Source organism: Nonomuraea sp. NPDC002799 (assembly GCF_053592075.1).
Genome location: NZ_JBSFVA010000004.1, coordinates 328420 through 354308 on the forward strand (window position 1 = coordinate 328420; position 25889 = coordinate 354308).

The window sequence follows — 25889 nt, forward strand, 5'->3', positions numbered from 1 at the left end:
GTCACCACCTCCGCTTTTCCACACCGAGCCCGAGGGCCTCGGCCACTTCGGCCACGTTGCTGTAGCGGCCTTCCGGGAGGGAGCGGACCAGGTCCACGATCGGGTCCGGCGCGTCCGCGCGTTCGGCGTGGTGGATCAGCCCGCTCCGGCGAGCGGGCCACTGCGCGTCGCTGAGCCATTTGGCCAGATTGCTGCGAATGTCAACGCCTTGAGCGGTGATGCCGGACGCGGTGCCGGGCTCGTGACCCGGGGAGTACGACTGCGCCGGCCCCTCGCCCGCCGCCGGCATGCCCTCGGGATCCTTCCATTCCTCGGCATGCGTGGTCCCCCCGCCGCGGATCAGACCCTCGGTTTCGTGTTTCTGCTGGTCGTCAAGCCGGGGGTTGTGCTTGTCGCTCCCACGTTCCATATGTCCCTCACTCCTCTCAATTGCGCCCTACCCCCGCTTTCGTGGGCAAACATCCAGGCTGTGTAGCCTGCCGAGCGTGTTCGATCCCGAGGTGAACATCGTCACGGAACGGCTCACGCTCCGGCCTTTCGGCCCCCGGGACGCCCGCCGGATCCGTTCCATCGTGAAGTCCGGCGTCCAGTTCCTCCCGCCGGGCGCCCCGGCCAGGGTCTCCGGCATCGCGCAGTGGTTGTTACGCGGCGTGCACGAGCTGCGCCGCTCCGGGCAGGGCGTGCACCTGGCCATGATCGACGCCGACCGGCTGATCGTGGGCTCCATCAGCCTGTTCAAGACCTCGTGGAGCACGGGCACGGCCGAGGTCGGGTACGGCGTCCACCCCCTCTACCGCGGGCGCGGCTTCGCCACCGAGGCGGTGCGCGGGCTGGCCGGCTGGGCGTTCGGGACGATCGGGCTGCGCAGGATCGACCTGACGGCCGACGTGGACAATCTGGCCTCGCTCCGCGTGGCCCACAAAGCGGGCTTCACCTGGGAAGGCGTGCTGCGGAGCGCGGTCATGGAAGGCGACGTCCCGCACGACGTCGTCGTCTTCGGGCTGCTGCGCGAGGACAGCGGCGTCCCCTCCAGCGCCCTGCCCAGGACGGAGCTGCGCACCCCGCGGCTGCTCCTGCGGCCGCACGTCCCGGCGGACGCCCCGCACCTGACCGCCGTGTGGGCCGACCCGCTCACCCAGGCCGGCTGGGGCACGCCGCGCGAATACACCGAAGGGCACGCCAGGGCCTACATCGGCCACGCCGAACGGATGCGCATCCAGGGCGCGCGCGTCGTCTGGACGATCGAGGAGCCGGGCACCGGCCGCTACGCCGGCGACCTGGATCTCCGCGACCTCGACTGGGAGCACCGGAAGGCCGAGATCGGCTACGCGATCGCCCCGTGGGCGCGCGGCATGGGGTACGCGGGCGAGGCCGTGACGGCGGTCGCGCGCTGGCTGTTCGACCAGCACGGCTTCCGGCGGCTCCAGCTCCAGGTGCTGGTCACCAACGCGGCCTCGCAGCGGGTGGCGGAGAAGGCCGGCTTCGTCAGGGAGGGCGTGGCCCGGGCCGGACTGGACGGTCGTGACGCCGTCGTCTACAGCCTCGTCCCGTCCGACCTGGACTGAGGGCACACCGGACTGACCCTCGTACCCTTTGTGAAACCCCTCCGCACCCGTCACCCTTGAGGTGAGGACGGTGAGGCGCAATGATCACGGTGGTCGGCTGGGACGGTTCCGAGCTCTCGGCCAGAGCGGTGGACAAGCTGCACGAGGCCGGGCTCGTCGTGGGGCCCGACGCCGTCATCGGGCGGCTCAGGCTCACCGCGCAGACCGCGGCGGACGGGTCGCTGCTCGACGTCCTCGACGGCCACCTGGAGCACGGCGAGGGTCCCGCCGTCGTGATCGCGGAGGGCGATCCCGGATTCTTCGGCGTCGTCCGCACCTTACGGGCCCACGGCCTCAAACCGGACGTGTTGCCGGCCGTCCCGCTGGTCACCCGCGCCTTCGCCTGCGCCGGCCTCAACTGGGAGGACGCGCTGGTCGTCGCCCCTTCGGGCCCGGAGCAGCTCAACCGCGCCGTGAACGCCTGCCGCGCCCACCCCAAGGTCGCGCTGATCGTCGCGCCCGGCGTCGGTCCCGGAGAGATCGCCAGGGAGCTGGCGCCGACCACCCCCCGTGCGCTCATCGTCTGCGAGGACCTCGGCGGCCCCGACGAGCGGATCACGCACAGCCGCATGGGCGAGGCCACCACCCGGCCGTGGAAGGACCCCGACGTCGTGCTCGTCGTCGACCCGCTGCACAAGCCCAAGGAGCCGAGCTGGGTGGCGGGCGCCCGGCCCGGTCCCGCCGAGTGGGCGCTGCCGTTCGAGACCAGGCTGCCCGCGGAGGTCAGGGCGTTCATCCTGGCCAAGCTGGGGCCCCGGCTCGGCGACCTGGTGTGGGACGTGGGCGCCGGGGCCGGCGAGATCGCCGTCGAGTGCGCCAGGATGGGCGCGGCGGTCGTGGCGGTCGAACGTGACGAGGACACCTGCGCCAAGCTGCGCGCCAACGTGCTCAAGCACGGTGTCAAAGTGGCTCTGACCAGGGGACAGGCCCCTCCGGCGCTGGAGCCGCTGCCCGACCCCGACGCCGTCTACGTGGGTGGCGGCGGCCCCGACGTGGTCGTCGCGTGCGTCGCCCGCCGCCCGCGTTCGCTGGTGTGCGCGCTCAGCAAGGTCGAGCAGGTCACGGCCGTCCTCGACCTGCTGCGTGAGCAGGGCTACCACGGCGAAGGCACCCAGATCCTGGCCTCCAGGCTGACGCTCGGCCCCGACGGATCGCACCGCCTGACCGCCTCCGACCCCGTTTTCGTGGTGCACGCGACCCCCGCGCACGCAGGGTGACCTGTTCCCTACCGGTGCGCATCGGTTATCCTCGCGTGACTTTGTCTAGCGCACCGGAGAATCCCTCACCATGAAGCCGCCGCTCCTGCTGATCGGGCAGGGCTCACAGGATGATGCCTACGCTGCGGAGTTCGGCAGATTCGTCCACCGGCTCCGCTGCCGCCTCGACCAGACGGGCGCCGACGTCTCCGGCGGCTATCTGGAGCGCGCCACGCCCCGGCTGAGCGACTCGGTCGCCTCCCTGGTCGCCAGGGGGCACCACCGCCTCGTGGCGCTGCCGCTGAGTCTCAGCCGGATGGCCGAGGAGTCCTCCGCCGCGCTGGCGGTGGAGCAACTGCGGCATCCCACGCTGATGTACGACCACGGCCGCCCGCTCGGGCCCGACCCGCGGGTGCTCGCGCTGCTGGCCGAGCGGCTCAACGAGGCCGCCGCGGAGCTGGCCAAGCCGCGCCCGCTGGAGCTCGCCGGCGCCCGGCCCCGGCTGCGCGCCGTCGGCGCGCTGCCCGTCGAGGAATACCCGCTGCACGTCGAGCCGGGTGAGACCGCGGTCGTGCTGGTCGGCGAGGGCTCGACGGACGCGGCCGCCAACGCCGAGGTCCACCGGGTCTCGCGGCTGTTCTGGGAGACGCACGCCTACGACTTCATGACCGTCGAGACCGCCTTCGTGTCGGTCACGCCGCCCGGCGTGCCCGGCGGGCTCGAACGTTGCCGCCGCCTGGGGGCCAAGCGCGTGATCGTGGTGCCGTACCTGCTGTTCGCGGGCGGCCTGCTGGAGCGCGTGTGGGCGCAGGCCCTGGCCTACGGCGCCGGGCACCCCGACCTCGACATCCGCTGCGCCGAGGTGATCGGCGACTGCGAGATCCTGGCGGACGTCGTCATCGACCGCTATGAGGAAGCCCTTCAACTCGTTCCGTAAGTGGAGGTCAGCCGTGCTCGCTGAGACGCTAGCCGCGATCCGACCCGCCGACCGGCGGGCACTCGCCGAGGCCCGAGATCATCAGGATCGCCTCACCAAACCCCGTGGCTCGCTCGGCGCGCTGGAAGACCTCGCGATCCGGCTGGCCGGCGCGGCCGGCCTCTGCCCGCCGCCGATGCCGGTCCCCGCCGCGCTGGCCATCTTCGCCGCCGACCACGGCGTGCACGCCCAGGGCGTCACGCCCTGGCCGCAGGAGGTCACCGTGCAGATGGTGGCCAACTTCCTGGCCGGCGGCGCGGTCGCCAACGCCTTCGCCGCCGAGGCCGGGGCCACCGTGACCGTGGTGGACGTCGGCGTCGCCGCCGACCTGCCCGACGCGCCCACCCTGCTCAAGCACAAGATCGCGTACGGCACCGCCGACCTGTCGCAGGGCCCCGCCATGACCGTCGACCAGGCCGTCAGGGCGCTGGAGGCCGGGATCGTGGTGGCCCGCGACCTGGTGGCGGCCGGGGCGCGCTGCCTGATCACCGGCGACATGGGCATCGCCAACACCACCGCCTCCGCCGCGCTGATCTCCGTGTTCACCGGCAAGGACCCGGCCGACGTGACCGGCAGGGGCACGGGGATCGACGACGAGACGTACGAGCGGAAGGTCGCGATCATCCGCGAGGGCATCCGCGTGAACGCCCTCCAGGACGTCGCCGGCGCGTTCCAGCAGCCCAGCGAGGCGTTGCGGGCGCTCGCCGCGATCGGCGGGTTCGAGCACGCGGCCATCGCGGGCTTCATCCTGGGCGGCGCGGCCGCCCGCGTGCCGGTGATCCTCGACGGCGTCATCGCCGGCGCCGCCGCCCTCGTGGCCGCCGCGCTCGACCCGGCCGCGATCGACCACTGCGTCGCGGGCCACCGCTCCGCCGAGCCGGGCCACGCCGCCGCGCTCGCCCACCTCGGCCTGCGCCCGGTGGTGGAGCTGGAGCTGCGGCTCGGCGAGGGCACCGGCGGGCTGCTGGCGCACCCGCTGGTCCGCGCGGCCGTCCGCGTGATGCACGACGTGGCCACGTTCGACTCGGCGGGAGTGACGGAAAAGCCCGTGTGATGATGGGGGCACGTGGAGGTGAGGCAGTGTCCCGTTACGGCCCCATGTTCGGCCCGGACATCACGTTCCTGGGCGTGGAACGTTGCGATGTGGGCGATCCCGCCAGTTACGAGGGCGCCGATGTGGTGATCATCGGTGCGCCCTTCGACGGCGGCACCAGCAACCGGCCCGGCGCCAGGTTCGGCCCGATGGCGCTGCGCCAGGCGTGCTACCTGCCGCACGACGGCTCCAGGCCGAGCCTGGCCCTGCGCGTGGACGCCCTGCGCGACCTGCGGGTGCTGGACGCGGGTGACGTCGAGTGCTACTCGGGCGACGTCGAAGGCTCCCTGGCCGCGATCGAGGAGGCGGTGCACCGGGTGGCCGCCTCCGGGGCCGTTCCGCTGGTGCTCGGCGGTGACCACACGGTCGCGCTGCCCGACGCCAGGGGCACGGCCAGGGCGTACGCGGCCGGCCGCACGTCGATGATCCACTTCGACGCGCACGCCGACACCGGCGACATCGCGTTCGGCCACCTGTACGGCCACGGCCAGCCGATGCGGCGGCTCATCGAGTCGGGCGCCATCCGGGGCGACAGGTTCCTGCAGATCGGGCTGCGCGGCTACTGGCCGGAGCCGGAGACGCTGGGCTGGATGGCCGCCCAGAACATGCGCTCGTACGAGATGACCGAGATCGTGACGCGCGGGCTGGAGGAATGCCTGACGGAGTCGTTCCGGATCGCCCTCGACGACTGCGACCAGATCTTCCTGTCCGTGGACATCGACGTCTGCGACCCCGGCCACGCGCCCGGCACCGGAACACCCGAGCCCGGCGGGCTCACCGCCAGGCAACTGCTCGACGCCGTCCGCCGGATCTGCTACGAGCTGCCCGTGGCGGGCATGGAGCTGGTCGAGGTGGCGCCGCCGTACGATCACGCGGACATCACCGCGTTCCTCGGGAACCGCGTTATCCTGGAGGCCTTGTCAGCGATGGCCAGGCGCCGCAAGGACGAGCAGGGCGGGCCTCGCTGGGATCCCCGGCAGCCTCTTCTTGACGGGCGTTAACCCGAGCGCAGCAAATGACGCATGCGAAGCCGGTAGGTTTACCTCCTAACACAACCTTCGCGAACGGGAGATTCCCCTCATGGGTCCCTACCTCCTCGGCCTGCGGCTTTCCGGCCGCCGGGTGCTGGTCGTGGGCGGCGGACGCGTCGCGCAGCGGCGGGTGCCCGCGCTGCTAGAGGCCGGTGCGGAGGTCACGGTGGTCTCGCCCGGCGTGACTCCGGCCCTCGATGACCTGATCGCCACCGGCCGGGTCACCTGGCACGCCCGGCCCTACGAGGTCGGCGACTGCGACGGCGCCTGGCTCGTGCAGGCCTGCACCGACGACAGATCCGTCAACACGGCGGTCGCCGCCGAGGCGGAGGCCAAGCGCGTGTGGTGTGTGCGAGCCGACGACAAGGACGCCTCCGCCGCCTGGACGCCGGCTTCCGGGCGGGTCGAGGAGATCAGCGTGGCCATCACCGCGGGTGGCGATCCGCGCAGGGCCGCGGGCATCAGGGACGCCGTCGTCGGCGCGCTGCGCGACGGCACGGTCGACGCCCGGCGCAGCCGCACCAAACCGGTCGGCGTGGCGCTGGTGGGCGGCGGGCCCGGCGATCCGGGCCTCATCACCGTACGCGGCCGCCAGCTTCTGGCGCAGGCCGACGTGGTGGTCGCCGACCGGCTCGCGCCGCGTGCGCTGCTCGACGAGCTCGCCCCCGACGTCGAGCTCATCGACGCCGCCAAGGTGCCCTACGGCCGGTCGTTGTCCCAGGACACGATCAACGAGCTGCTGGTGGACCGCGCGCGGCAGGGCAAGTTCGTGGTGCGGCTCAAGGGCGGCGACTCGTTCGTGTTCGGGCGCGGGGGCGAGGAGATGATCGCCTGCGCGGAGGCCGGCATTCCCGTGCTGGTGGTGCCCGGCCTCACCAGCGCTGTCGCGGTGCCCGCCGCCGCCGGGGTGCCGGTGACGCATCGAGGCGTCAGCCAGGAGTTCCACGTGATCTCCGTGCACGTGGCGCCCGACGATCCCAAGTCCACCGTCGACTGGCCCGGCCTGGCCCGTTCCCAGGGCACGCTGGTGCTGATGATGGCCGTCGAGCGGCTGGCGAAGGTGGCCGAGGCACTCGTTCGAGACGGACGTTCCCCGGAGACTCCCGTAATGGTGGTACAGGACGGTACCCTTCCGACCCAGCGGGCGGTTACCGCTTCGCTTTCCACCGTGGCCGACCGCGTGTCCGCGGCTGGGATACGGCCGCCGGCGATCGTGATCGTCGGTGACGTCGTGAGGGTCGGCCAGGAGGTCGAGATGGTTCGAGCGGAGCGCTTGCCGTGAACACGGCTATGGATGACGGGTGGCCCGAGTCGCCTGGGGAGCAGACGTTGAGCTTCCGCCCGGTGACGGACGAGGACCTCGACGAGGTCCGGGACGACGACGCCCTCGACCGGGACGGGCCCGCGGCCGCGTCCGGCGAGCCAGACGCGGGGTCGCGTGAGGGGCCTGAGGATGCGGGCTCGGAGTATTCGGGCGGCCGGGCGTCTGCGGCCCCTGAGACGAGCCTGTTCGAGGCTCCTGAGCCGAGCTCGTATGAGGATCCTCCTGGGCCGAGTCTCTTCGAGAAGCGGTCTGCGGCTCCTGAGACGGGCTTGTTCGAGGCTCCCGATACGAGCTTGTTCGAGGCTTCTCCTGGGCCGAGTCTCTTCGAGAGGCCGTCTGCGCCTCCGTCGGCGAGCTTGTTCGAGAAGCCGTCCGCGGCTCCTGAGACGAGCCTCTTCGAGAAGCCGCCCGCAGCTCCGTCGGCGAGCCTGTTCGAGAGGCCGTCTGCGGCTCCCGAGGCGAGCCTGTTCGATGAGCGGTCCGTGGCTCCTGCGGCGAGGCAGCTCGATGAGCCGTCCGCAGCGGCCGATGCGGACCGTTCCGCGTCCGCCGGGCCGGTGGACTTCTTCGCGGCCAGAAAGAAGCCGGACCCCACCACGGATCGCGCCGCGCTGCGCCAGCCCGCCGCCGCCCCGGAAGAGCAGCCGACGTTCAACGGGCCCTCCCTCTTCGTCAAGCCGGCCGCGCTCGGTGGTCAGGATGACGATCAGACGTCCCCCACGCGTGCCGAGCAGGACGATGTCGCCGCCCCCGCCGAGCAGGCCGCTCCCGAGGAGGCCGCCGAGCCGGCGGCTTGGAACGATGTGGCGGCGGACACCGGCGACGAGCAGCCCTCATCCGGGGAGCCGTCGGATGAGGAGCTCCCGCTCGATCAAGAGCCTGAGGACGCGGCCGATTCGAGTGACGCCGACGAGCCGGTGGAAACCGCTGCTCCGGCGGTCTCCGAGGAGCCCGAGGCTCACGAAGCTGCCCAGGCCCACGAAGATGCCGACGGGCTGGAGGACGTCGCGCACGAGCCCGGCGACGACGCGTACCAGTCTGGCGACGACGCGTACGAGTCCGGTGAGGAGCCCGGCACCCAGGCGGAGTCCCACGCGAACGAGCCTGGCGGCGCGGCGGAGTCCGGCGGCGTGGCGGAGTCCGGCGCGGACGAGTCTGGCGGCGTGGCGGAGTCCGGTGAGCTGCGGGAATCCCGGCAGAAGCCGCCGACGAGGACAGAGGCACTGCCCGCGGAGGCCGCCAAGGCACTCATGGCGGCCCTCGACACCCTCCGCGAAAGCGTCGCCGACCTGCGCTTCGGCGTCGACCTCCCCGGTGCCGAGGAAGCCCGGCAAGCGCAGGCCGACCTCCTGACCCAGTTGCAGGACTACGTACTCCCCAGAGTCAGGACCAGCGCCGCCCCCGCCCTCATCGTGATCGCCGGCTCGACCGGCGCGGGCAAGTCCACCCTGGTCAACAGCCTCGCCGAGCGGAACGTCTCGCGCACCGGCGTACGCCGTCCGACCACCGGCACCCCCGTCCTCGCCTGCCACCCTGACGACCGCAAGTGGTTCATGGAGGGAGAGCTGCTCGGCGGCCTGGAGCGGCTCGAAAAGCCGTCCCCCAAGGCCGGTATGCGCAGCATGGTCGTCATCCCGACCGAGAAGCTCCCGCAGGGCGTCGCGCTGCTCGACACCCCCGACATCGACTCGGTCGTCGAGGAGCATCACGAGATCGCTCACCGGATGCTCGACGCCGCCGACCTGTGGATCTTCGTGACCACGGCCGCCCGCTACGCCGACGCTCCCGCCTGGAACCTGCTGCGGCTCGCCAAGGAACGCGGGGCCCGGCTCGCCATCGTGCTCTCACGGGTGCCGCCCAAATCCGCCGAGGTCGTGCTGAAGCATTTCGTCCGCATGCTCACCGAATACGGCCTGGGCGACGTCGACAGGTTCATCATCAACGAGGCGAAGGTCGCTGACGGCCGGCTGCCCGACAGCGAGGTCACCGAACTGCGGCTCTGGCTGGCCGAGCTCTCGGTCGACGAAGGGCGCCGAGCCCAGGCCGTCCGCGAGACGTTCAACGGCGTGCTCAACAGCTTCCGCACCCGCGTGCCCGCGCTGGCCAGGCATCTGGAGGGGCAGGTGGCGTTCAGGGCGGAGCTGCGCAGCGACGTGGAGGCGGCCTTCCTCGGCGCGCTCGCCGAGATCGACAAGACGTCCAAGAACGGCTCGCTGCTGCACGGCGAGGTGCTGGCCCGCTGGCAGGACTTCGCCGGCTCGGGTGACCTCATGCGCTCGCTTCACCTGCGCAAACGCGGCCGGGCGGCCAAGCATGCGCCCGAGCGCGTCACGGCGTTCAAGGGGGCGATCCGCACCGGGCTCGAATCGGTGATCGTCGCCGCCGCCAACCGGGCGTCCGAGGAGGTGGTGGCGCGCTGGCGGCACCGTTCGGAGCTGGGCGCCAAGCTCGGTGAGGGGCTCGGCCGGCCCTCCGACGATCTCGTACGCTACACCGGCCGCGCCATCGCGTCCTGGCAGGAGCACCTGAGTGAGCTCGTACGCACGGAGGGTGTGGCCAAGCGGTCGGTGTCGAAGCTCGTCTCGTTCGACCCGGATTCGCTGTCCCTGATTTTCACGGTCGCGATGTTCAGTGGAAGCAACGGCGAAGGGGTGCCGCATCGGCTGGTGAACGCGCTGCTCGGCGCGGAGTCGCTGCGCGGCATCGGCGCCAAGGCGCTCAGCGACCTTCGCGCCAGGATCGGCATGCTCTTCGACGAGGAATCCATGCGTTACGTGCAAGCGCTCGACTCGGCGGGCATCCCCGACGAGTCTGTAGCAACCCGGCTTTACCAGGCGTCATACAACCTCGAGGTGGCCCGATGACCACCACGACCACGAGGCCGGGGCTGGCCGCACGGCTGTCCGCGCTCACCAAAGTGGTGGAGCTGGGCCCCGGGCGGCTGGACAAGAAGCTGCTCGGCGAGGCCGGGGCGCTGCTGATGCAGGCCGGAGACCGGCTCAAGCTGTCGTCCGAGCACACCGTCGTCGCGCTCGCGGGCGGCACCGGCAGCGGCAAGTCGTCGCTCTTCAACGCCCTTTCCGGGCTGGAGCTCTCGCCCACCGGCGTACGCCGTCCGACCACCGCCCGTACCCACGCCTGCGTGTGGGGCCTGGAGGGCGCGGGGCCGCTGCTCGACTGGCTGCAGATCCAGTGGCGTCACCGCTTCTCCCGGGCCAGCGCGCTCGACAAGGGCGACAGTCAGCTTCACGGGCTGATCCTGCTCGACCTGCCCGACCACGACTCGATCAGGGCGCTCACCGACACCGAGGCCGACCGGCTCATCGGGCTGGCCGACCTGGTGGTGTGGGTGCTCGACCCGCAGAAGTACGCCGACGCCTCCACACACCGGCGCTATGTGACGGATCTGGCGGGGCATGACGCGGTGACCGTGTTCGCGCTCAACCAGGCCGACCGGCTGACCGCCGAAGAGCTGGCCGAGCTGGTCATCGACCTCAACGACCTGCTGCGCCGCGAAGGCGTCGAACACCCCAGCGTCGTCCCCACCTCCGCCGTCTCGGGGCGGGGCGTCGAGAGTCTGAAGAGTGTCATCGCGACCTCCGTCTCCCGCCGCAGGGCCGCCATCCAGAAGCTGGAGGCCGACCTCCACCGGCTGGAGCAGCGCCTCAGCCAGGCGATGCCGCTGGGGGAGTCGCTGTCCGCGCCCTCCTCGGTCGACGAGGCCCGCCGGATGGGACTGACCGACGCCCTCTGCGACGCGGTGGGCGTGCCCGCCGTGGGCGAGGCCATGGAGAACGTCTACGCCGAGCGGTCGAGCCACTGGGTCGGCTGGCCGTACCCGAGGTGGATCTCCAAATTCCGCTCCAACCCGCTCAAACGCCTGCGCCTTCAGGACGTGGGCGATGAGATCCGCGGCATCAGCACCGCGTCGGTGAGCGCCCAGTCATCCGAGGTCACCAACGCCGTGCAGGCGCTGGCGGACGGGCTGTCCGTGGGGATGAACCCGGTCTGGCGCACGGCCGTGCACGGCGCGGCCAGGTCCCGTTCAGGGCAACTGCCGCAGGCGCTGACCGAGGACCTCGCGGAGGTGGCGCCGCAGCTCGACCGGATCCCCGGCTGGTGGCGGGTGCTGAAGGTGTGGCAGTACGTCCTGGTGGCGGCGTTCGTGGCCGGGCTGGCCTGGCTGGCGGTGGGCCTGATCATGCCCGGTCAGCTGCCGCCGGCGCTGGAACTGCTGGGCGACAGCGCGACGCTGCCGTGGGTGGGGTTGATGATGGCCTCGGTGCTGGGCCTGGGAGCGCTGTCCGGGATCGCGTCACGCAACTTCGTCGAGCTGGGGGCCTCGCGGGAGCGGGAGCGTCTCGAACGCGAGATGAGGCGCAGGGTGGCGGCGGTGTCGGCGACCATGGTGGTGGAGCCGGTCGAACGCGAGCTCGGCCGCCACCACGGCTTCTACACCGCACTCCGCGACCTGTCCACCTGACGTCCTCTGGGGGTGGTGCACCGCCCCCAGAGCGCTTCCCCTGGTCGGCTAAGTCGTTCCAACCGCGACCGAGCTTGTCCACAACCAACCCCCCTTCGAACGCCTTATCCACAGAACCCCGTTCCACGGCCCGCGCCCACCCTCTCCCACGGCACCGTATTCCCAGATCGCGGGCAGCCGGCCCGCCACATGGGAGGCACGGGATGAACGACATCTACATCACCCTCACCGGCAACGTCGCAGCAGAGCCACGGCAATACAGCTTCGACGAGGGCAGCAAGGTCACCTCGCTGAAGGTGCTCACCTCACACCGCTACTTCGACAAGCGGACGGGGCAGTGGACGGACGGCGAGAAGATCTGCTTCACCGTCCGCTGCTGGCGTGCCCTGGGCGACAACGTCGCCGCCTCCATCCGAGCGGGACACCCCGTGGTGGTGTCGGGCAAGCTACGCATCCGCGAGTTCGGCGCGGAGGGAGACCGCCGCTTCATGCCCGAGATAGAGGCCAGCGCGGTCGGGCATGACCTGCGCTGGGGCACCGGCGCCTTCACCAAGCCGGACCGGAGCGGAGGGGTGACGTCGATGAGCAAGGACATGCGCGACCGCCTCGACGAAGAGACCCAGGACTGGGCGATGGGCACCCGGAGCGTCCGTGGTCTCACCCGCCCAGGGCCCTTCGCCCAAGACGGCGCGGCGCACACCTTGGGCGCCGTCCGCACTTCCGGTGCGGAGGACGCCACCGCGCTCACCTCGGCTGACTTCAGCGGTGGAGCTCTGGGAACGAGCGCAAACACGGCACCCACCTGGGAAACAAGCGAAGACCTGTCGCACACCATGGGAGCCGGGGGCACAAGCGATGGCCCGTCGCACATCGTGGGAGTTGGGGGTTCAAGCGAAGGCCCGTCGCGCACCGTGGGGGTTAGGGGTACAAGCGAAGATTCGATGTTCACCGTGGGAACCGGGGAAACCAGCGAAGATTTGACGCGCACCGTGGGAACCGGCGAAATTCCAGCGCCAGCACAGGCGGCGGTGGACGGAGAAACCCGAAGCATCCGAGGGCATGGCAGCCCTGACCACGCCGGAGGGCCCAGCGCAGACATGGTCCGCAGCCGAGGAACGAGCAGCCGGGACACAACCCGCAGCCGGAACACAACCCCCAGCCGAGGAACGGCACGCACGCCTGGCGCGGCCGGCGAAACAGTGCGCATCCTGGGCGCCGAAGGCAGCGAGTCGTCCAGCACGCAGAACGTCGACAAGGCCGAAGGCGACGCCAAGTCGCTGACGGCGCGAGAGCGAGCAGCGGCGTAACGGACAGTGCGGCGGCAGGCCGTGACTTAGCAGGACGCTACAGCGGCGGGCCGGGCGCTACAGCGGCGGCCCGCAGCTAAGCGGCGCTGCTGCTGCTCGTAGTGCCACCGCGTGAGTGCAACGGTGGTGCGTGGCGGGATGCGGCGAAAGCAAGCCGCGTCCTGCTCCGCCGCATCCGAACCTGCTCCTGCCTGCATCCGAACCTGCTCTTGCCTCCACGTGTTCTGGAACGTGCTCTTGCTCGTACCTGCTCCCGCAACGTCCTGCGGTGTTGCTCGTGGGCGGATCGTCGTCGCGGTGACCGTGGACAGGCACGAATCGTCAGTGCGGTGGTCGCCGAGGCGCGGTCATCGTTGCCTACGGCACGGTCGTCGTACGTGTGTCCTCAGGACGGTCGTTGTGTACCGCCACGGAACGGTCGTTGTGTGCTGCCACGGAACGGTCGTTGTGTGCTGCCACGGAACAGCCGTCGTTCGTCACCAAACGGAACGGAAGATATGGCCTCGCCTACAGGCGGATGGGGTTGCCTTACGGACAGATCGACATTGCCGTGCTGGCAGAAGGAGCGTTATATCTCTGTGGCCGCAATCTTTGTGTCCGCCAAGACCGATGCTGTTAGGCGCCTGAAAAGGGCTCAGCGGTCGGGTGGGAGCGGATCGTATAGGTCAGCCGAATAAGGGGGGAGGGGGCACCGGCTGCGTCCCGTTGACACCCCGAGGGACGGCCGATGGTGGTGTTGCCCACGTTCAGATGGCTAGAGCATCTGTCAGGTCCAGGTTACGCCCCGCACCATGGCTGCTCCTTTCCAAGCACGGCCCGCTCGCGGAGTGAGCAGGTGTGGTCCCTGCCAACGTATCGGTTCCCATCGCGCGTCGCACACTCCGCAATTATTGTGTTACACATCGTTAGTCAGGGAGGAGACGAGATGGCGGCTACCAGTCACGCCTCGGTCAAGTCTCGCGACGGTGTGTCAACACTGACCGATCGCTGGCCGTTGCTAGGGCAACGCCGCCCGCTCGTGGTCTACTTGTGCGCGATAGTCGCTCTTGATCTTGCTGCGATCATGGTGTTCGCGGCTTCTACTGAGTTCGCCTGGCAGGACGTGCTCACGTTCGGTGCGCTGCTGGGTTGTGGTGCGGTCTGCATCGAGGCGACCAGGCGCCTGGGCGTGCCGGCCGGTGTTTCGCGGGACCTTCTGTCGGCCTGGTGGCTGCCGGTGGCGCTGCTTCTGCCGCCGGTCTATGCCCTCTTCGCGCCGATAGTGCTGCAGATCCTGCTCCAGGTCCGCGTCCGCGCGACGGTGCTCTACCGCCGGGTGTTCAGCTCGGCCGCCATCGGGCTGTCCGGATGCACGGCCTCCGTCGTGTTCCACTGGTGCGTCGATGACCCCTGGGTGCTGTCGAGGGGCAGCGGCTCGCCGATCGTCTACGCGGTGACGGCGGCCGTGCTCTTCTCCCTGCTCAACATCGCCCTCATCGCCATCGCCGCCCATACGGCCGACCCCGACATCACCTGGCGGGAGGTCCTTTGGGACAGGGAGAGCGTGCTGCTGGACATCGTCGAGCTGTGCCTCGGCGTCACGGTCTCGATCGGCTGCGGTCTCAACCTCGCCCTGCTGGTGCTTGCGCTGCCGCCGGTGGTGCTGCTTCAGCGCAGCCTCCTGCACGCGCAACTCCAGGCCGCAGCCCGTACCGACGCCAAGACCGGCCTTCTGAACGCCGCCGCCTGGCAGCGCGAGGCGGACACCGAGATCGTCCGGGCCCGCCGCACCGGCGACACCCTGGCGGTTCTCATCATCGACATCGACCACTTCAAACGCGTCAACGACGCCCACGGCCACCTGGCCGGCGACCAGGTGCTCATCGGGGTGGCGGCGACACTGCGCAGTCAACTGCGCGACTACGACGTGGTGGGCCGGTTCGGGGGTGAGGAGTTCGTCGTGCTGCTGCCGGGTGCCGACATGCAGGAGGCACGCCGCGTTGCCGAACGCCTCCGCATCCGCATCGGCCACATGGCCGTCCCTGCCGACGACACCCTGATCAGGGTGACCATCTCGGCGGGGGTCGCGTTGATGAGCATCCACGGCGACGACCTGATCGACCTCCTGGCCGCCGCCGACGTGGCCCTCTACCGGGCCAAGGAGCTGGGCCGAGATCGTGTCTGCATCCCGGCCGTCCAACCGCCCCCCCGTCCCCTCCCCAAAGACACCATCCCGTGACCTGCCGGCGGCCTCGCGCACAGCGCCGCGTGTGGCCCCGGCCCGTCGCCGTGCGGGTTCTTTCAGCTGTGGTGGCGCGTGTGGCCTGGCCTGTCGCCGTGCGGGTTCCTTCGGTTGTGGTGGCGCGTGTGGCTTCGCCTGTCGTCGTGCCGGGTTCTTTCGGCTGTGGTGGCGCGTTTGGCTTTGCTCGTCCCTGTGCCGGTTGACCCGCGTGGCCGAACGGGGCCTGGCGTGATCCGCTTCGGCCCTCCCCGGGAAGGAGCGGCGGAAGCCTGGCTTGGGAGCCCCTAAGCTAGAGGACATGCCGGAGTACATCTACACCCTGCAGCGCGTGCGCAAGGCGCATGGCGACAAGGTCGTTCTCGACGACGTCACGCTGTCGTTCCTGCCCGGAGCCAAGATCGGTGTCCTGGGGCCGAACGGCACCGGAAAGTCGACGCTGCTCCGGATGATGGCAGGCCTGGAGCAGCCGTCCAACGGTGACGCCAAGCTGATGCCCGGTTTCACGGTGGGCATGCTCCAGCAGGAGCCGCCGCTCAACGAGGAGAAGACCGTCCTCGGCAATGTTCAGGAGGGCGTCGCCGAGACAATGGCGATGCTCCAGCGCTACAACGACATCGCCGAGCAGATGGCCACTGACTACAGTGACGAGCTGCTCGCAGAGATGGGCAAGCTGCAGGACCAGCTTGAGCACCGCAACGCGTGGGATCTCGACAGCCAGCTTGAGCAGGCGATGGACGCCCTGCGCTGCCCGCCGCCCGAGGCCGAGGTGAGCAACCTCTCCGGTGGAGAGCGTCGCCGGGTCGCGCTGTGCAAGCTGCTCCTGGAGGCGCCCGACCTGCTGCTGCTCGACGAGCCCACCAACCACCTCGACGCCGAGAGCGTGCAGTGGCTGGAGCAGCACCTGGAGAAATACCCCGGCACCGTCCTGGCCGTCACCCACGACCGCTACTTCCTGGACAACGTGGCGGGCTGGATCCTGGAGCTCGACCGCGGCCGCGCGTATGCCTACGAGGGCAACTACTCCACCTACCTGGAGGCCAAGGCCCAGCGGCTCAAGGTCGAAGGGCAGAAGGACGTCAAGCGCAAGAAGCGCCTCGAGGACGAGCTCGAATGGGTCCGGTCCAACCCGAAGGCCCGCCAGACCAAGAGCAAGGCCCGTCTCCAGCGCTACGAGGAGATGGCGGCCGAGGCCGACAAGCACCGCAAGCTGGACTTCGACGAGATCCAGATCCCGCCGGGGCCGCGCCTGGGCACCACGGTGATCAAGGCCGACGAGCTGACCAAGGGATTCGGCGACCGGCTGCTGATGGAGCAGCTGACGTTCGACCTGCCCCGCAACGGCATCGTCGGCATCATCGGCCCCAACGGCGTCGGCAAGACCACGCTGTTCCGCATGGTCACCGGCAGTGAGAAGCCCGACGCCGGCTCGATCTTCGTCGGTGACACCGTGAAGCTCTCATACGCGGACCAGAGCCGCGGCGGCCTCGACCCGAACAAGAACGTCTGGGAAGTCGTCTCCGACGGGCTCGACCACATCAAGGTCGGCAACGTGGAGATGCCGTCGAGGGCTTACATCGCGGCGTTCGGCTTCAGGGGGCCCGACCAGCAGAAGAAGGCCGGAGTCCTGTCGGGCGGCGAGCGCAACCGGCTCAACCTCGCGCTCACGCTCAAGCAGGGCGGCAATGTGCTGCTGCTCGACGAGCCCACCAACGACCTCGACACCGAGACACTGTCGTCGCTGGAGAACGCGCTGCTCGACTTCCCGGGTTGCGCGGTCATCACCTCCCACGACCGGTGGTTCCTCGACCGCATCGCCACCCACATTCTGGCGTGGGAGGAAGGGTCGAACTGGTTCTGGTTCGAGGGCAACTTCGCGGACTACGAGAAGAACAAGGTCGAGCGGCTGGGCGCGGATGCGGCACGTCCGCACCGGGTGACCTACCGCAAGCTGCACCGGGACTGATCTCTGCTCGCCGGGTGAAGTGCTGGGTTGACGGGGCGGGGCGACGCGCATGCGTTGTTCCGCCCCGTCCGGTTCTGTGACCACTCCAGATCCCTCTCGTACGGCACGCCACCCGGCTGATCGATCGCGGCTCAACAGGACGGCACGAGCCGCACCGTGCTGATGATCGACGTGCGACCCCAGCGGCCGTTCGACAGGAACGGCAGCACCACCTGGATGAACGCCGGTCACATGCCGGCCGCGACCGATCGAACCCCGTCCCGGCAGCGTCTAAGCTCCTCTGCACCAGGACGGTCTGAGGGGAGGAGAGCGGGCATGCGGATTTCTACGGCCCACAGGCGGGCCAGGCTGGGCGTGCGGCATCGGCTCGCACCCGGGTCGAAGGCGTCGAGCGCCGAGGAGACGGCGGTGTCGATGGTGGCCCTGCACGCGACCGACCCGGCGACGGTGTTCCTGTCGGCGGGCGCGCGGCTGACCGCGCCCGGCCCCGAGCCGGTCGAGCGGGCTCTGTACGAGGCGCGCACGCTGGTGCGGATGACGGGAATGCGGCGGACGATGTTCGTGGTCCCGGCGGAGCTGGCGGCGGTCGTGCACCACTCGTCGGGGGTGGCGATCGCGGCGAGGGAGCGGCGGTCGATGCTCAAAACGTTCGCCGAGGGCGGCCTGGACGAGGCGTGGCTGGACGACGTGTCGGCGTCGGTGCTGCGAGCGCTGGCCGGGGTGGGCGAGGCGACGGCGATCGAGCTGGGCGCGCTGGAGCCGCGCCTGCGCGGGCAGTTCACGGTGGCGGCGGGCGGGCCGGGCGAGGCGACGGTGCGGGTGGCCGGCCGCGTACTGGCGCTGATGGCGGTGGAGGGCCGCCTGGTGCGACGGGGCCGCCCGGCCGGTACGTGGACCAGCGGCCAGCACCGGTGGGGCGTCGCCCCGGAGCTGGCCGCGTTCACCGTGCACGAGGCGCAGGCCGAGCTGGCGCGGCGGTGGCTGGCGGCGTTCGGGCCCGGCACGGAGGCCGACGTGAAGTGGTGGACCGGCTGGAATCTGGGTGACGTGCGCAGGGCGCTGGCCGCCGTCGGCGCGGTCGCGATCGAGCTCGACGGCGGCGTCACTGGATACGTGCTGCCCGGCGACCTCGATGAGACGGCCGAGCCGGAGCCGTGGGCGTCGCTGCTGCCCGGGCTCGACCCGACGCCGATGGGCTGGCAGGCCCGCGACTGGTACCTGCCCCAGGCGCACCGGGCGGAGCTGTTCGACCGGACCGGCAACGTCGGGCCGACCGTGTGGTGGGCCGGCGAGGTGGTGGGCGGCTGGGCGCAGCGCGCCGACGGCGAGATCGTGTGGCGGCTGCTCGCGGACGTGGGCGCGGACGGCCGGGCGGCGATCGAAGCCGAGGCGGCGGGGCTGGCCGCGTGGCTCGGCGGGGTCAGGGTGACGCCCCGCTTCAGAACCCCGCTGGAACGCGCGCTGTCGACCTGACCTCCACCGCCACTCTGACGACCGGCGGCTTCGCCACAAACGTCAAGAAATGCGATCAAGGATCGCTAGGCTGCCGCGATGGAACGCGTAACCGACGTGCACGAGAGTTCTGGACGATGGAGGCCCGCCTGGGTTTCGACCGACTCCCAGGCTGCAGATCCGACGGTCCAGGTGAATGACTACGACAGCTTCGCCGAGGCGTACTCGGCGGAAACCGAGAACAACATCATCAACGCGCACTTGGCGCGGCCCGCGATCATGGCCCTCGTCGGAGACGTGGCCGGCCGTCGGATCCTGGACGCCGGCTGCGGTTCAGGCCCCCTGTCCGCCGCACTGCGCGAGCGCGGTGCCGTCGTCACGGGCGTCGACGCCAGCACCGGGATGCTGGCGTTGGCCAGGAAGCGGCTCGGTGACGACGCGGACCTGCACGTGGTCGACCTGAGCGACCGCCTGCCGTTCGACGACGGTGCGTTCGACGACGTGGTCGCGTCGCTGGTGCTGCACTACCTGGAGGACTGGGGGCCGACGCTGGCCGAGATGCGGCGAGTGCTCAGGCCCGGCGGCCGGCTGATCGTGTCGGTGAACCACCCGCTGGTGGAGCACCTGACCCAGAATCCCCGGCACAACTATTTCGCGACCACCAGCTATACCGAAGCATGGACGTTCAATGGGCAGTCCTTCCCGATGATCTTCTGGCGCAGGCCGTTGCAGGCGATGACCGAGGCCTTCACCACCGCCGGCTTCCGCCTTGTTGTCATCAGCGAGCCGCAGCTCGACCCGGCCGCCCAAGAGCTGATCCCCGACGACTTCGAGAACCGTTCGGCCAAACTCAGCTTCCTGGTCTTCGTCGTCGAGGCATTGCCGTCGGCTGCGGGCTCGGACGGTTAGCTGACCACGCCGGCGAGCGAGCACTTCACTTGAACACCGCCGTCACATCGCTCAAGGTGAGCCAGGCCATGGCGAGCAACACCGTTGGTGTCGCTCGTCCAAGGGCTGGGCCAGGGTACGGACTCGTTCGATGTCGCGTTCCCTGGCCGGCAGTAACACCTCGATCGCCGGTTCCGGCGGCAGTGCCGCGTACCGGACCGGATGGTGGGTGTGCCCGTGTTCGGGGTGGATGGTGGGTGCGCCCGCGTTCAGGGGGGAGGGCGGGGCGCGTCTCGGGTTAAGACCGAGCTGATCCTTCGGCACCTTCGAGGGGGACCGTCACAGGCGTGGGGGCGGTGCGCCGCCACGGTCCGTTGAACAGCAGGATCGCCGGAATGAACAGCACAAGGCACCCCAACGCCACGAACAGCCACGTCTGCCAGCTGGTCGCCTCGACGACGCCCGGGATCACCAGCAACGCGAACACGGCGATGCCCTTGCTCAGGAACCCGAACATCCCCCAGGCCGTCCCCTGCAACCGCGGGTCGGCGTCCTCGGCGTCCTCGGAGTAGTTGGCCATCCAGGGTCCGTACGCCACTCCGAGCGAGCCGCCGAGCAGCGCGCCGACCACCATCAGCGTGCCGGTGGACACGCCTTCCTGCCCGATGGAGACGGCGAGATAGGCGGTGACGAGCACGGCCGCGATCGTTCCGCCCAAGGTGAACGGCTTACGCAGCTGCAGACGGTCGGACAGCCGCCCTGTTACGATCAACGTGATCAGGTTGAGACTCCAGAATGCCGCCATGATCGTGGAAGCCTGCGCACTGCTGATACCGAGCGACCCCACCAGCATCGTCTGACCGAAGATCGACAGCGTGAGATAGAGCACCAGCCACAACGAGATGCCGACGACGTGCGCCCAGATGTTGCGCCGGGCGAAGAGCGAGCGCAGGCGCGGTGGCCGCTGGAAATCGACGACCTCGGAGGCGGCCCGTTCCGTGTGCTGGATCCTGGCCCGCAGTTCGGGCGACAGGTCCGCGATGTTGAGCGCGATGACGATCGAGATGACCAGCGAGAAGCACCCCATGATGACGAACTGCGAGCGCCACGAGTCATTGAAGATCGGCAGAGTCCAGCCTGCGACGGCGGCGGCCAGGAAGTTCGCGCCGACCGGGCCCCAGGTCCAGAAGCCGAAGGCTTGAGCCCGTCCCAGCCTGGGGGAGAAGTCACGGATCAGCGGCGCGGTGCTGGCCATCGCCACGCCGTCCACGAAGGCCAGCACGATTCGCGCGAACAGCAGGTCGCGTGGGCTGTGCACGAGCGTCATGCCGAAACAACAGACGGCCGTCAGGGCCATGAGGGGGATGAGCAGCCGCACCCGGCCGACCCGGTCGGTGAGTCTGCCGCCCAGGATGGAGGCGATCGCCCCGGCTATCGCCGCCAGGCCCGACACCGCACCATACGTGGTCAGCGACATGTCGAGATCTTCAAGGAGCAGGGGCACGACGGGCGCGATCTGTCCTTCATATGAGCCGATCAGGATGGCCAACACGGCCATCGTGAGGATTTTCATCCGCCGGCCACCGGTTGGATATTCGTCGAGCTCACGGACGTAAGACAGCCTCATGGCTAGCCTTTCTGGTCGGGCTGGTCCCCCCGTAGAGTTCTAGAAGCTAGCTCTAGAATCTATTTCTGCGATGCTGCCCCTCACGTCCGCCGCAGTCAAGAGTGAGCAGCCGGCCAAGGTCTAGAATCAAGTTCTAGGATCTGCCTACAGCGAGGAGTCGTTACGTGGACCTGCAACTGGACGACCTCGAAGTTTCCTTCGACCACACGGCGGTCGCCGCGCCCCGGATCAGGGACCTGCTGCCGATCTATCGCGACCTGCTCGGCGGCCGTCATCTGGGAGGCGGTGGTGACAACCGGGTGGTCGGTTATCGCACCCTGCAGCTCACCTACGCCAACGGTGGCAAGGTCGAGCTGATGGAGCCGCTGGCCGGCTCGACGTTCTTCGACAGCTTCTTCGAGCTCACCCGGGGCAGGGGCGGCGTCCATCACCTCAACTTCCACGTCAACGACCTGGAGGCGGCCGTTGGTCGGCTGACCGAGCGTGGCTATCGGCTCCATGGCCTCAACCAGGGGGATTCGCGGTGGCGGGAGGTGTTCCTGCATCCGAAGGAGGCGCACGGTGTGCTGGTGCAACTCGCCCAGCCGGGCTCGCGCGACCCCGGCGAGCGCCGCCCGACCCTGGAGGAGGTGCTGGCCGGACAGGGCAGGAACGGCGACGGGGTGCCGAGTCCTTGAGGTCGTACGGGCCAGGGGTGGCGAGAGCCTGAGTCCTTGGGGTCGTACGACGTGGTGGCGGAGGTCGGGGTCTTGAGCTCGTACCGAACTTAGATCTAGAGTGGGATTCTAGAACTAGATTGGGGAGGCCGATGAAGCCGGCACCTAAGCCCACGCCCGAGACCCAGCCGTTCTGGGACGGCGCGGCAGCGGGAGAGCTCAGAATCCAGCGCTGCCAGACGTGCGCGCGGCACTACTTCTATCCGCGGCCGAGCTGCCCTCATTGCGGTGGTGACCAGGTCGAATGGGTTCGCGCCAGCGGTCGCGCGACCCTCTACTCCTATGTGATCAATCACCGGCCGGCGCCTGGCTTCGAGGGCGACGGACCCTATGCGATAGCGGTCGTGGAGCTGGAGGAGGGCGTGCGGATGATGACGAACATCGTGGGCGTCCCCAACACCCCCGAGAACCTGCTGCTGGACATGGAGCTGCGCGTGGTGTTCGAGCAGCGCGGGGAAGTCCACGTGCCCCTTTTCGAGCCTGCGGGAGGCCCCCGATGACCGTGGTGATCGCCGGAGCCGCCGAGACCGACGAGGTCGGGCGCCTGCCCGGCCACTCGACCATGCAACTCCACCTCGAAGCCGCCAGGAACGCGCTGGCCGACGCGGGCATGACCAAGGACGACATCGACGGCATCGCGACCGTCGGGACGCCGGGCCCGATCCAGATCGCCCATGCCCTGGGCATCACTCCCGCCTGGCTGGACGGCACCGGCGTCGGCGGGTCCTCGTTCCTCTTTCACGTGCGTCATGCCGCCGCGGCCATCCGCGCTGGGTTGTGCCGTACCGTCCTGATCACGCACGGCGAGTCCGGCCGGTCGCGCGTCGGGGCCGGCCGCTGGGGCATGGGGGCCGACTCGCTGCTCGGTCAGTTCGAGCTGCCGTACGGAGTGGTCGGGCCGCCGACGTCGTTCACGATCACGGCTCTGCGCTACATGAAGGAGACCGGCCTCACCCACGAGCAACTGGCGCAGGTCGCGGTGGCGCAGCGGCGCTGGGCCCACCTCAACCCGCGGGCCATGTTCCAGGACCTGATCACGGTCGAGGACGTCTTCGCCTCGCGCCTGGTCGCCTACCCGTTCCACCTGCTCGAATGCTGTCTGGTGACGGACGGCGGCGGCGCGCTGATCGTCACGTCGGAGGAGCGGGCCCGCCGATCCCCGGTCTACCTGCTCGGCTCCGGCGAGTCGGCGGAGTCGCCGATCATCTCGCAGATGGAGGACTTCACCACCTCCAAGGCCTTCAGGCTCTCGGGAGAGTCGGCCTTCGCCGAGGCCAAGATCGATCATGCGGACGTCGACCACCTCATGGTGTACGACGCCTTCGCCCACGTGCCGATCTACGGCCTGGAGGACCTGGGGTTCGTCGGCCGCGGCGAGGCCGGGGCCTTCATCACCGAGGGCCACACCTCGCCGGGCGGACGGCTGCCCATGAACACCAACGGCGGTGGTCTGTCCTACACGCACACCGGGATGTACGGCATGTTCGCCATCCAGGAGTCAGTGCGCCAGTTGCGCGGCGAGGCGGCGGCCCAGGTGCCGGGGGTGGAGGTGAGCGTGGTGCTGGGCAACGGCGGCATGTTCGCCTCGGCCGCCACCCTGGTCCTCTCCAGCCACCTGCCCTGACCGGGCGAAACCGCCTGTCCTGATCGGACGGAACCGCCTGTCCTGATCGGACGGAACCGCTTGCCTCGATTGGGCGGAACCGCCTGTCCTGATGGGGCGGGACCGCCTGTGGGGTGGTGCTGTTGGCGCTGACGTTCGCGACGGGCAGCGGTCTGCTCTGGCCCGCCTCGGCCGCCCGGTGCGCGGGCCGGCCGGGCGCGCCCGGGCCTCGCGGCGGCGTCAGCCGTACGATTTGGCGACCCCGTCGAGCAGGTGCTCAAGGGTGTCATAGGACGGGATGTCGACCACGTCGATGAGATCGGTCGCGATGGGCACGCGGTGATCTGCGGCGACCTTGGCGAACCGGGCCGTGTCGCCCGAGCGGAACCCGTGCTCGGCAGCGAGTCCTTGCAGCTCCGCGTCGGTGCTCAGCAGACGCCCGATGCGGTCGCCGGAGGCGTTGAGCGGCACCAGCGTGTGCTGGGACAGCACGGTCGGCGATGGGTACATCAGCACCATCCCAGGCTTGATCTGCCCGCGCGTGGCGGCGTCGACGAACTGCGCCTCGTAGATCCAGACCAGCGGTGCCGGGCCCATGCCCGCCGTGAGGTACTGCTGGAACGGGCCCTCGGAGGTGTTGTCGGTATAGCCCTGACTGGTGAAGAGCCGAGTCATCAGGGGCAGCACGCTCTTCTCGTCGGTGGCGCCGTGCACGATCGCGCCGCCGTTCGCGACGTAGCTGGCGATGGCCAGATACATGGCCGCGCTGTTCGACGTGCGGGGGTCCGTCGTGGAGACCAGGACGCTCTTGTCGACGGGATAGGCGGTGTTGCCCGAGAGCTGGTCCCACTTCGCGCCGGTGGTGACCAGGTCGAGGTAGCGGCCGACGTTGAAGGTCAGAACGGGGCCCTGCTTCGCGACGCCCGCCTTGATCAGCAGGTCCGCGATCGGCTGGAACGTCGCGATGGCCATGGGCGAGGAGAACGGCGTGTACTTCGTGCTGACCCGGCGCTGACGCTGGATCCACTCGCCCGCCGGCGCGCTCGACGGGAACGCGAAGTCATAGCGTCCGAGGTCGATCGAGGTGGCGATCTGGCGTGAGCCGGCCGGCTCGACGTCGACCCGCAGGCCCTTGGCGGCGAGAGCCCGCACCACTCGCCGATCCTCGAAGAAGGCCTTCTTCTCCGAGCCGATCACACCGCGCACGATCGTCAACGGCGGCGGGGAAGGGGCCTCCTCCTGCCTGACATTCACCACCACCACGGCGGCGATCACAGCAACCGCGGCAACCGCGGCGAGCGAAAGAAGTCCCTTGTTGCGAACTCGCGAAAGCCGGAACGGTGATGGCCGGTCGCTTTCCGGAGAATGAATGCCAGATGAATCAGCAATGTCGGCGGCGAAGTCCGGGTCCGCTCTCGCCGTCGTCGCGGCATCGGTGGCCGGGGCGGTCTCCCCTTGGACGCCGATGGGCGCTTCTGATGGCACCTCGGCCCGGGGCGCCGCCTGTGCCGTCAATTCTCCGCGGACGATGCGTTCGACCAGGATGGGGACGAAATCCCTGACGGGATGGCCGGCGAAGCGGAGCCGGGCCGCTTCCATCACACCCTCGACATGTTCGGGGGTATGGCTGCCGGCGAAAACCTGGATCAGGTGATCGGTCGTCCGGATAATCGCCTGTTCCTCGCGGAGAGTATCGACGCTCACCAGTATCTCCTAGACCTAGGATTGGTCAGAAATAGCGGCAAGCAGCCGTGTCTGCCCGGGCGCCGGGGCCAACCTTATAGGGGTTTTCGGGTGCGTCGATAACCGAGTCGATCTTTACTTCGATCCCGTCGGTGACGGCTGTCCGGCCGGACATCCAGAAAGCGTATGTTCACTTTCGGGTGGCCTTTTATTTCGGCGAAAAGAGCAGCTGTTCATTTTCGTTCACGGAGCCGGCGAGCCGCCCGTCCGGGGCAGCGGGTCGCGCGACCGGGCGCCGTGGTGCTGGGGACTTGCGGGAACCGCACCGGGGTTGCTCTGGCCGGGCGCCGGGAACGGCAGGACTGTGGCACGTGATGGAACGCCTTTGCTTGCGAAGGCACCAGGGCGGCGAGGAGGATACACGATGGCGAAATTCATGGACGTGCACAGCGGGTTCGTGGGAGTCACGGAGGATCAGCTACGCGAGGCGCACGAGCGCGACCTGGCGATCGAGGACGCCGAGGGCGTGCACTTCGAGCGCGCCTGGCTCGACCCGGACTCGGGCAAGGTGTTCTGCCTGTCGTCCGGGCCGTCCAAGGAGGCCGTGCTGCGGGTGCACGAGAAGGCCGGCCACCCGACGACCGAGATCTACGAGCTGCCGATCGAGGTGCAGTAGCCCATGGCGCTGGGCGGCCGCAAAAGCCGCCCAGCAGGCTCCCGCG

20 protein-coding genes and 1 pseudogene are annotated in these 25889 nt (G+C 69.7%); 17 read left to right on the forward strand and 4 right to left on the reverse strand.

The annotated features are described in order from the left end of the window. Nucleotide 1 precedes the first annotated feature (1 nt). Nucleotides 2-409 (reverse strand): DUF2795 domain-containing protein, encoded by a 408-nt coding sequence (locus ACWD0F_RS10880; RefSeq protein WP_449874087.1) that lies wholly within the window; start codon nucleotides 407-409, stop codon nucleotides 2-4. Between the two features lie 76 nt (nucleotides 410-485). Between ACWD0F_RS10880 and ACWD0F_RS10885 the strand changes: the two genes are divergently transcribed. From ACWD0F_RS10885 to ACWD0F_RS10945, 13 genes are all read left to right on the forward strand, one after another. After that, nucleotides 486-1565: a GNAT family N-acetyltransferase gene (locus ACWD0F_RS10885; protein ID WP_449874089.1), complete on the forward strand. Its 1080-nt coding sequence runs from the start codon at nucleotides 486-488 to the stop codon at nucleotides 1563-1565. An 80-nt stretch (nucleotides 1566-1645) separates the two neighbouring features. After that, nucleotides 1646-2821: a bifunctional cobalt-precorrin-7 (C(5))-methyltransferase/cobalt-precorrin-6B (C(15))-methyltransferase gene (locus tag ACWD0F_RS10890; protein ID WP_449874091.1), complete on the forward strand. Its 1176-nt coding sequence runs from the start codon at nucleotides 1646-1648 to the stop codon at nucleotides 2819-2821. Between the two features lie 70 nt (nucleotides 2822-2891). After that, complete coding sequence (locus ACWD0F_RS10895) at nucleotides 2892-3737, forward strand: sirohydrochlorin chelatase (protein ID WP_449874093.1); 846 nt, start codon at nucleotides 2892-2894, stop codon at nucleotides 3735-3737. Beyond that, nucleotides 3709-4830: a nicotinate-nucleotide--dimethylbenzimidazole phosphoribosyltransferase gene (gene cobT / locus ACWD0F_RS10900; protein WP_449874095.1), complete on the forward strand. Its 1122-nt coding sequence runs from the start codon at nucleotides 3709-3711 to the stop codon at nucleotides 4828-4830. Before ACWD0F_RS10895 ends, cobT begins: the two co-directional genes overlap by 29 nt. A 26-nt stretch (nucleotides 4831-4856) precedes the next feature. Continuing rightward, nucleotides 4857-5870, forward strand: a complete 1014-nt coding sequence (gene speB / locus ACWD0F_RS10905; protein WP_449874097.1) for an agmatinase — start codon at nucleotides 4857-4859, stop codon at nucleotides 5868-5870. Between the two features lie 79 nt (nucleotides 5871-5949). After that, the gene (cobA, locus tag ACWD0F_RS10910) at nucleotides 5950-7182 is read left to right on the forward strand and encodes a uroporphyrinogen-III C-methyltransferase (RefSeq protein WP_449874099.1); all 1233 of its coding nucleotides are present in this window, start codon (nucleotides 5950-5952) and stop codon (nucleotides 7180-7182) included. 524 nt (nucleotides 7183-7706) lie between these two features. After that, nucleotides 7707-10088, forward strand: a complete 2382-nt coding sequence (locus tag ACWD0F_RS10915) for a dynamin family protein (RefSeq protein WP_449874101.1) — start codon at nucleotides 7707-7709, stop codon at nucleotides 10086-10088. Beyond that, the gene (locus ACWD0F_RS10920) at nucleotides 10085-11707 is read left to right on the forward strand and encodes a GTP-binding protein (protein WP_449874102.1); all 1623 of its coding nucleotides are present in this window, start codon (nucleotides 10085-10087) and stop codon (nucleotides 11705-11707) included. The genes ACWD0F_RS10915 and ACWD0F_RS10920 overlap by 4 nt, the downstream gene beginning before the upstream one ends. Nucleotides 11708-11910: 203 nt before the next feature. Continuing rightward, the gene (locus ACWD0F_RS10925; protein ID WP_449874104.1) at nucleotides 11911-13014 is read left to right on the forward strand and encodes a single-stranded DNA-binding protein; all 1104 of its coding nucleotides are present in this window, start codon (nucleotides 11911-11913) and stop codon (nucleotides 13012-13014) included. 1063 nt (nucleotides 13015-14077) lie between these two features. Then, the gene (locus ACWD0F_RS10930; protein ID WP_449874105.1) at nucleotides 14078-15232 is read left to right on the forward strand and encodes a GGDEF domain-containing protein; all 1155 of its coding nucleotides are present in this window, start codon (nucleotides 14078-14080) and stop codon (nucleotides 15230-15232) included. A gap of 301 nt (nucleotides 15233-15533) precedes the next feature. Continuing rightward, the gene (gene ettA / locus ACWD0F_RS10935) at nucleotides 15534-17198 is read left to right on the forward strand and encodes an energy-dependent translational throttle protein EttA (RefSeq protein WP_449874107.1); all 1665 of its coding nucleotides are present in this window, start codon (nucleotides 15534-15536) and stop codon (nucleotides 17196-17198) included. A gap of 315 nt (nucleotides 17199-17513) precedes the next feature. Beyond that, a complete protein-coding gene (locus ACWD0F_RS10940) occupies nucleotides 17514-18671 on the forward strand; it encodes a winged helix DNA-binding domain-containing protein (protein WP_449874109.1) in 1158 nt (385 codons plus the stop codon). 78 nt (nucleotides 18672-18749) lie between these two features. Then, nucleotides 18750-19559, forward strand: coding sequence for a class I SAM-dependent methyltransferase (locus tag ACWD0F_RS10945; RefSeq protein WP_449874111.1), 810 nt, complete (start codon nucleotides 18750-18752; stop codon nucleotides 19557-19559). 277 nt (nucleotides 19560-19836) lie between these two features. On the opposite strand, the gene ACWD0F_RS10950 is transcribed toward ACWD0F_RS10945, so the two are convergent. After that, on the reverse strand, nucleotides 19837-21096 hold the full coding sequence (locus tag ACWD0F_RS10950) for an MFS transporter (RefSeq protein ID WP_449874113.1): 1260 nt from the start codon (nucleotides 21094-21096) through the stop codon (nucleotides 19837-19839). Nucleotides 21097-21329: 233 nt separating this feature from the next. Here ACWD0F_RS10950 and ACWD0F_RS10955 point away from each other — a divergent pair, with 233 nt between their 5' ends. The 3 genes from ACWD0F_RS10955 to ACWD0F_RS10965 all read left to right on the forward strand — a co-directional run bounded on the left by ACWD0F_RS10955 (nucleotide 21330) and on the right by ACWD0F_RS10965 (nucleotide 23505). Next, nucleotides 21330-21842 carry a VOC family protein gene (locus tag ACWD0F_RS10955; protein ID WP_449874115.1) on the forward strand — a complete coding sequence of 171 codons (513 nt, stop codon included), beginning with the start codon at nucleotides 21330-21332 and terminating at the stop codon, nucleotides 21840-21842. A 131-nt stretch (nucleotides 21843-21973) separates the two neighbouring features. Further along, entirely contained in the window at nucleotides 21974-22381 is a 408-nt protein-coding gene (locus ACWD0F_RS10960) for a Zn-ribbon domain-containing OB-fold protein (RefSeq protein ID WP_449874117.1), read from the forward strand. Beyond that, the gene (locus ACWD0F_RS10965) at nucleotides 22378-23505 is read left to right on the forward strand and encodes a thiolase C-terminal domain-containing protein (protein WP_449874119.1); all 1128 of its coding nucleotides are present in this window, start codon (nucleotides 22378-22380) and stop codon (nucleotides 23503-23505) included. The genes ACWD0F_RS10960 and ACWD0F_RS10965 overlap by 4 nt, the downstream gene beginning before the upstream one ends. 219 nt (nucleotides 23506-23724) lie before the next feature. Here ACWD0F_RS10965 and ACWD0F_RS10970 read toward each other — a convergent pair whose 3' ends face one another. Then, a complete protein-coding gene (locus tag ACWD0F_RS10970; RefSeq protein ID WP_449874287.1) occupies nucleotides 23725-24747 on the reverse strand; it encodes a hypothetical protein in 1023 nt (340 codons plus the stop codon). 261 nt (nucleotides 24748-25008) lie between these two features. Beyond that, nucleotides 25009-25188, reverse strand: a pseudogene (locus ACWD0F_RS10975) (three-helix bundle dimerization domain-containing protein); the annotation flags it as partial. Between the two features lie 403 nt (nucleotides 25189-25591). On the opposite strand from ACWD0F_RS10975, the gene ACWD0F_RS10980 reads away from it, so the two are divergent. Further along, entirely contained in the window at nucleotides 25592-25843 is a 252-nt protein-coding gene (locus tag ACWD0F_RS10980) for an SCO4226 family nickel-binding protein (protein ID WP_449874121.1), read from the forward strand. The last annotated feature ends 46 nt before the right edge of the window (nucleotides 25844-25889 follow it).

Bases quoted from the DNA above. Each gene is read 5' to 3' on its own strand.
- ACWD0F_RS10880 (WP_449874087.1), bottom strand. From the start codon at position 409: ATGGAACGTGGGAGCGACAAGCACAACCCCCGGCTTGACGACCAGCAG.
- ACWD0F_RS10890 (WP_449874091.1), top strand. From the start codon at position 1,646: ATGATCACGGTGGTCGGCTGGGACGGTTCCGAGCTCTCGGCCAGAGCG.
- ACWD0F_RS10895 (WP_449874093.1), top strand. From the start codon at position 2,892: ATGAAGCCGCCGCTCCTGCTGATCGGGCAGGGCTCACAGGATGATGCC.
- cobT (WP_449874095.1), top strand. From the start codon at position 3,709: ATGAGGAAGCCCTTCAACTCGTTCCGTAAGTGGAGGTCAGCCGTGCTC.
- cobA (WP_449874099.1), top strand. From the start codon at position 5,950: ATGGGTCCCTACCTCCTCGGCCTGCGGCTTTCCGGCCGCCGGGTGCTG.
- ACWD0F_RS10920 (WP_449874102.1), top strand. From the start codon at position 10,085: ATGACCACCACGACCACGAGGCCGGGGCTGGCCGCACGGCTGTCCGCG.
- ACWD0F_RS10925 (WP_449874104.1), top strand. From the start codon at position 11,911: ATGAACGACATCTACATCACCCTCACCGGCAACGTCGCAGCAGAGCCA.
- ACWD0F_RS10930 (WP_449874105.1), top strand. From the start codon at position 14,078: ATGGTGTTCGCGGCTTCTACTGAGTTCGCCTGGCAGGACGTGCTCACG.
- ettA (WP_449874107.1), top strand. From the start codon at position 15,534: ATGCCGGAGTACATCTACACCCTGCAGCGCGTGCGCAAGGCGCATGGC.
- ACWD0F_RS10940 (WP_449874109.1), top strand. From the start codon at position 17,514: ATGCGGATTTCTACGGCCCACAGGCGGGCCAGGCTGGGCGTGCGGCAT.
- ACWD0F_RS10945 (WP_449874111.1), top strand. From the start codon at position 18,750: ATGGAACGCGTAACCGACGTGCACGAGAGTTCTGGACGATGGAGGCCC.
- ACWD0F_RS10950 (WP_449874113.1), bottom strand. From the start codon at position 21,096: ATGGCCGTGTTGGCCATCCTGATCGGCTCATATGAAGGACAGATCGCG.
- ACWD0F_RS10960 (WP_449874117.1), top strand. From the start codon at position 21,974: ATGAAGCCGGCACCTAAGCCCACGCCCGAGACCCAGCCGTTCTGGGAC.
- ACWD0F_RS10965 (WP_449874119.1), top strand. From the start codon at position 22,378: ATGACCGTGGTGATCGCCGGAGCCGCCGAGACCGACGAGGTCGGGCGC.
- ACWD0F_RS10980 (WP_449874121.1), top strand. From the start codon at position 25,592: ATGGCGAAATTCATGGACGTGCACAGCGGGTTCGTGGGAGTCACGGAG.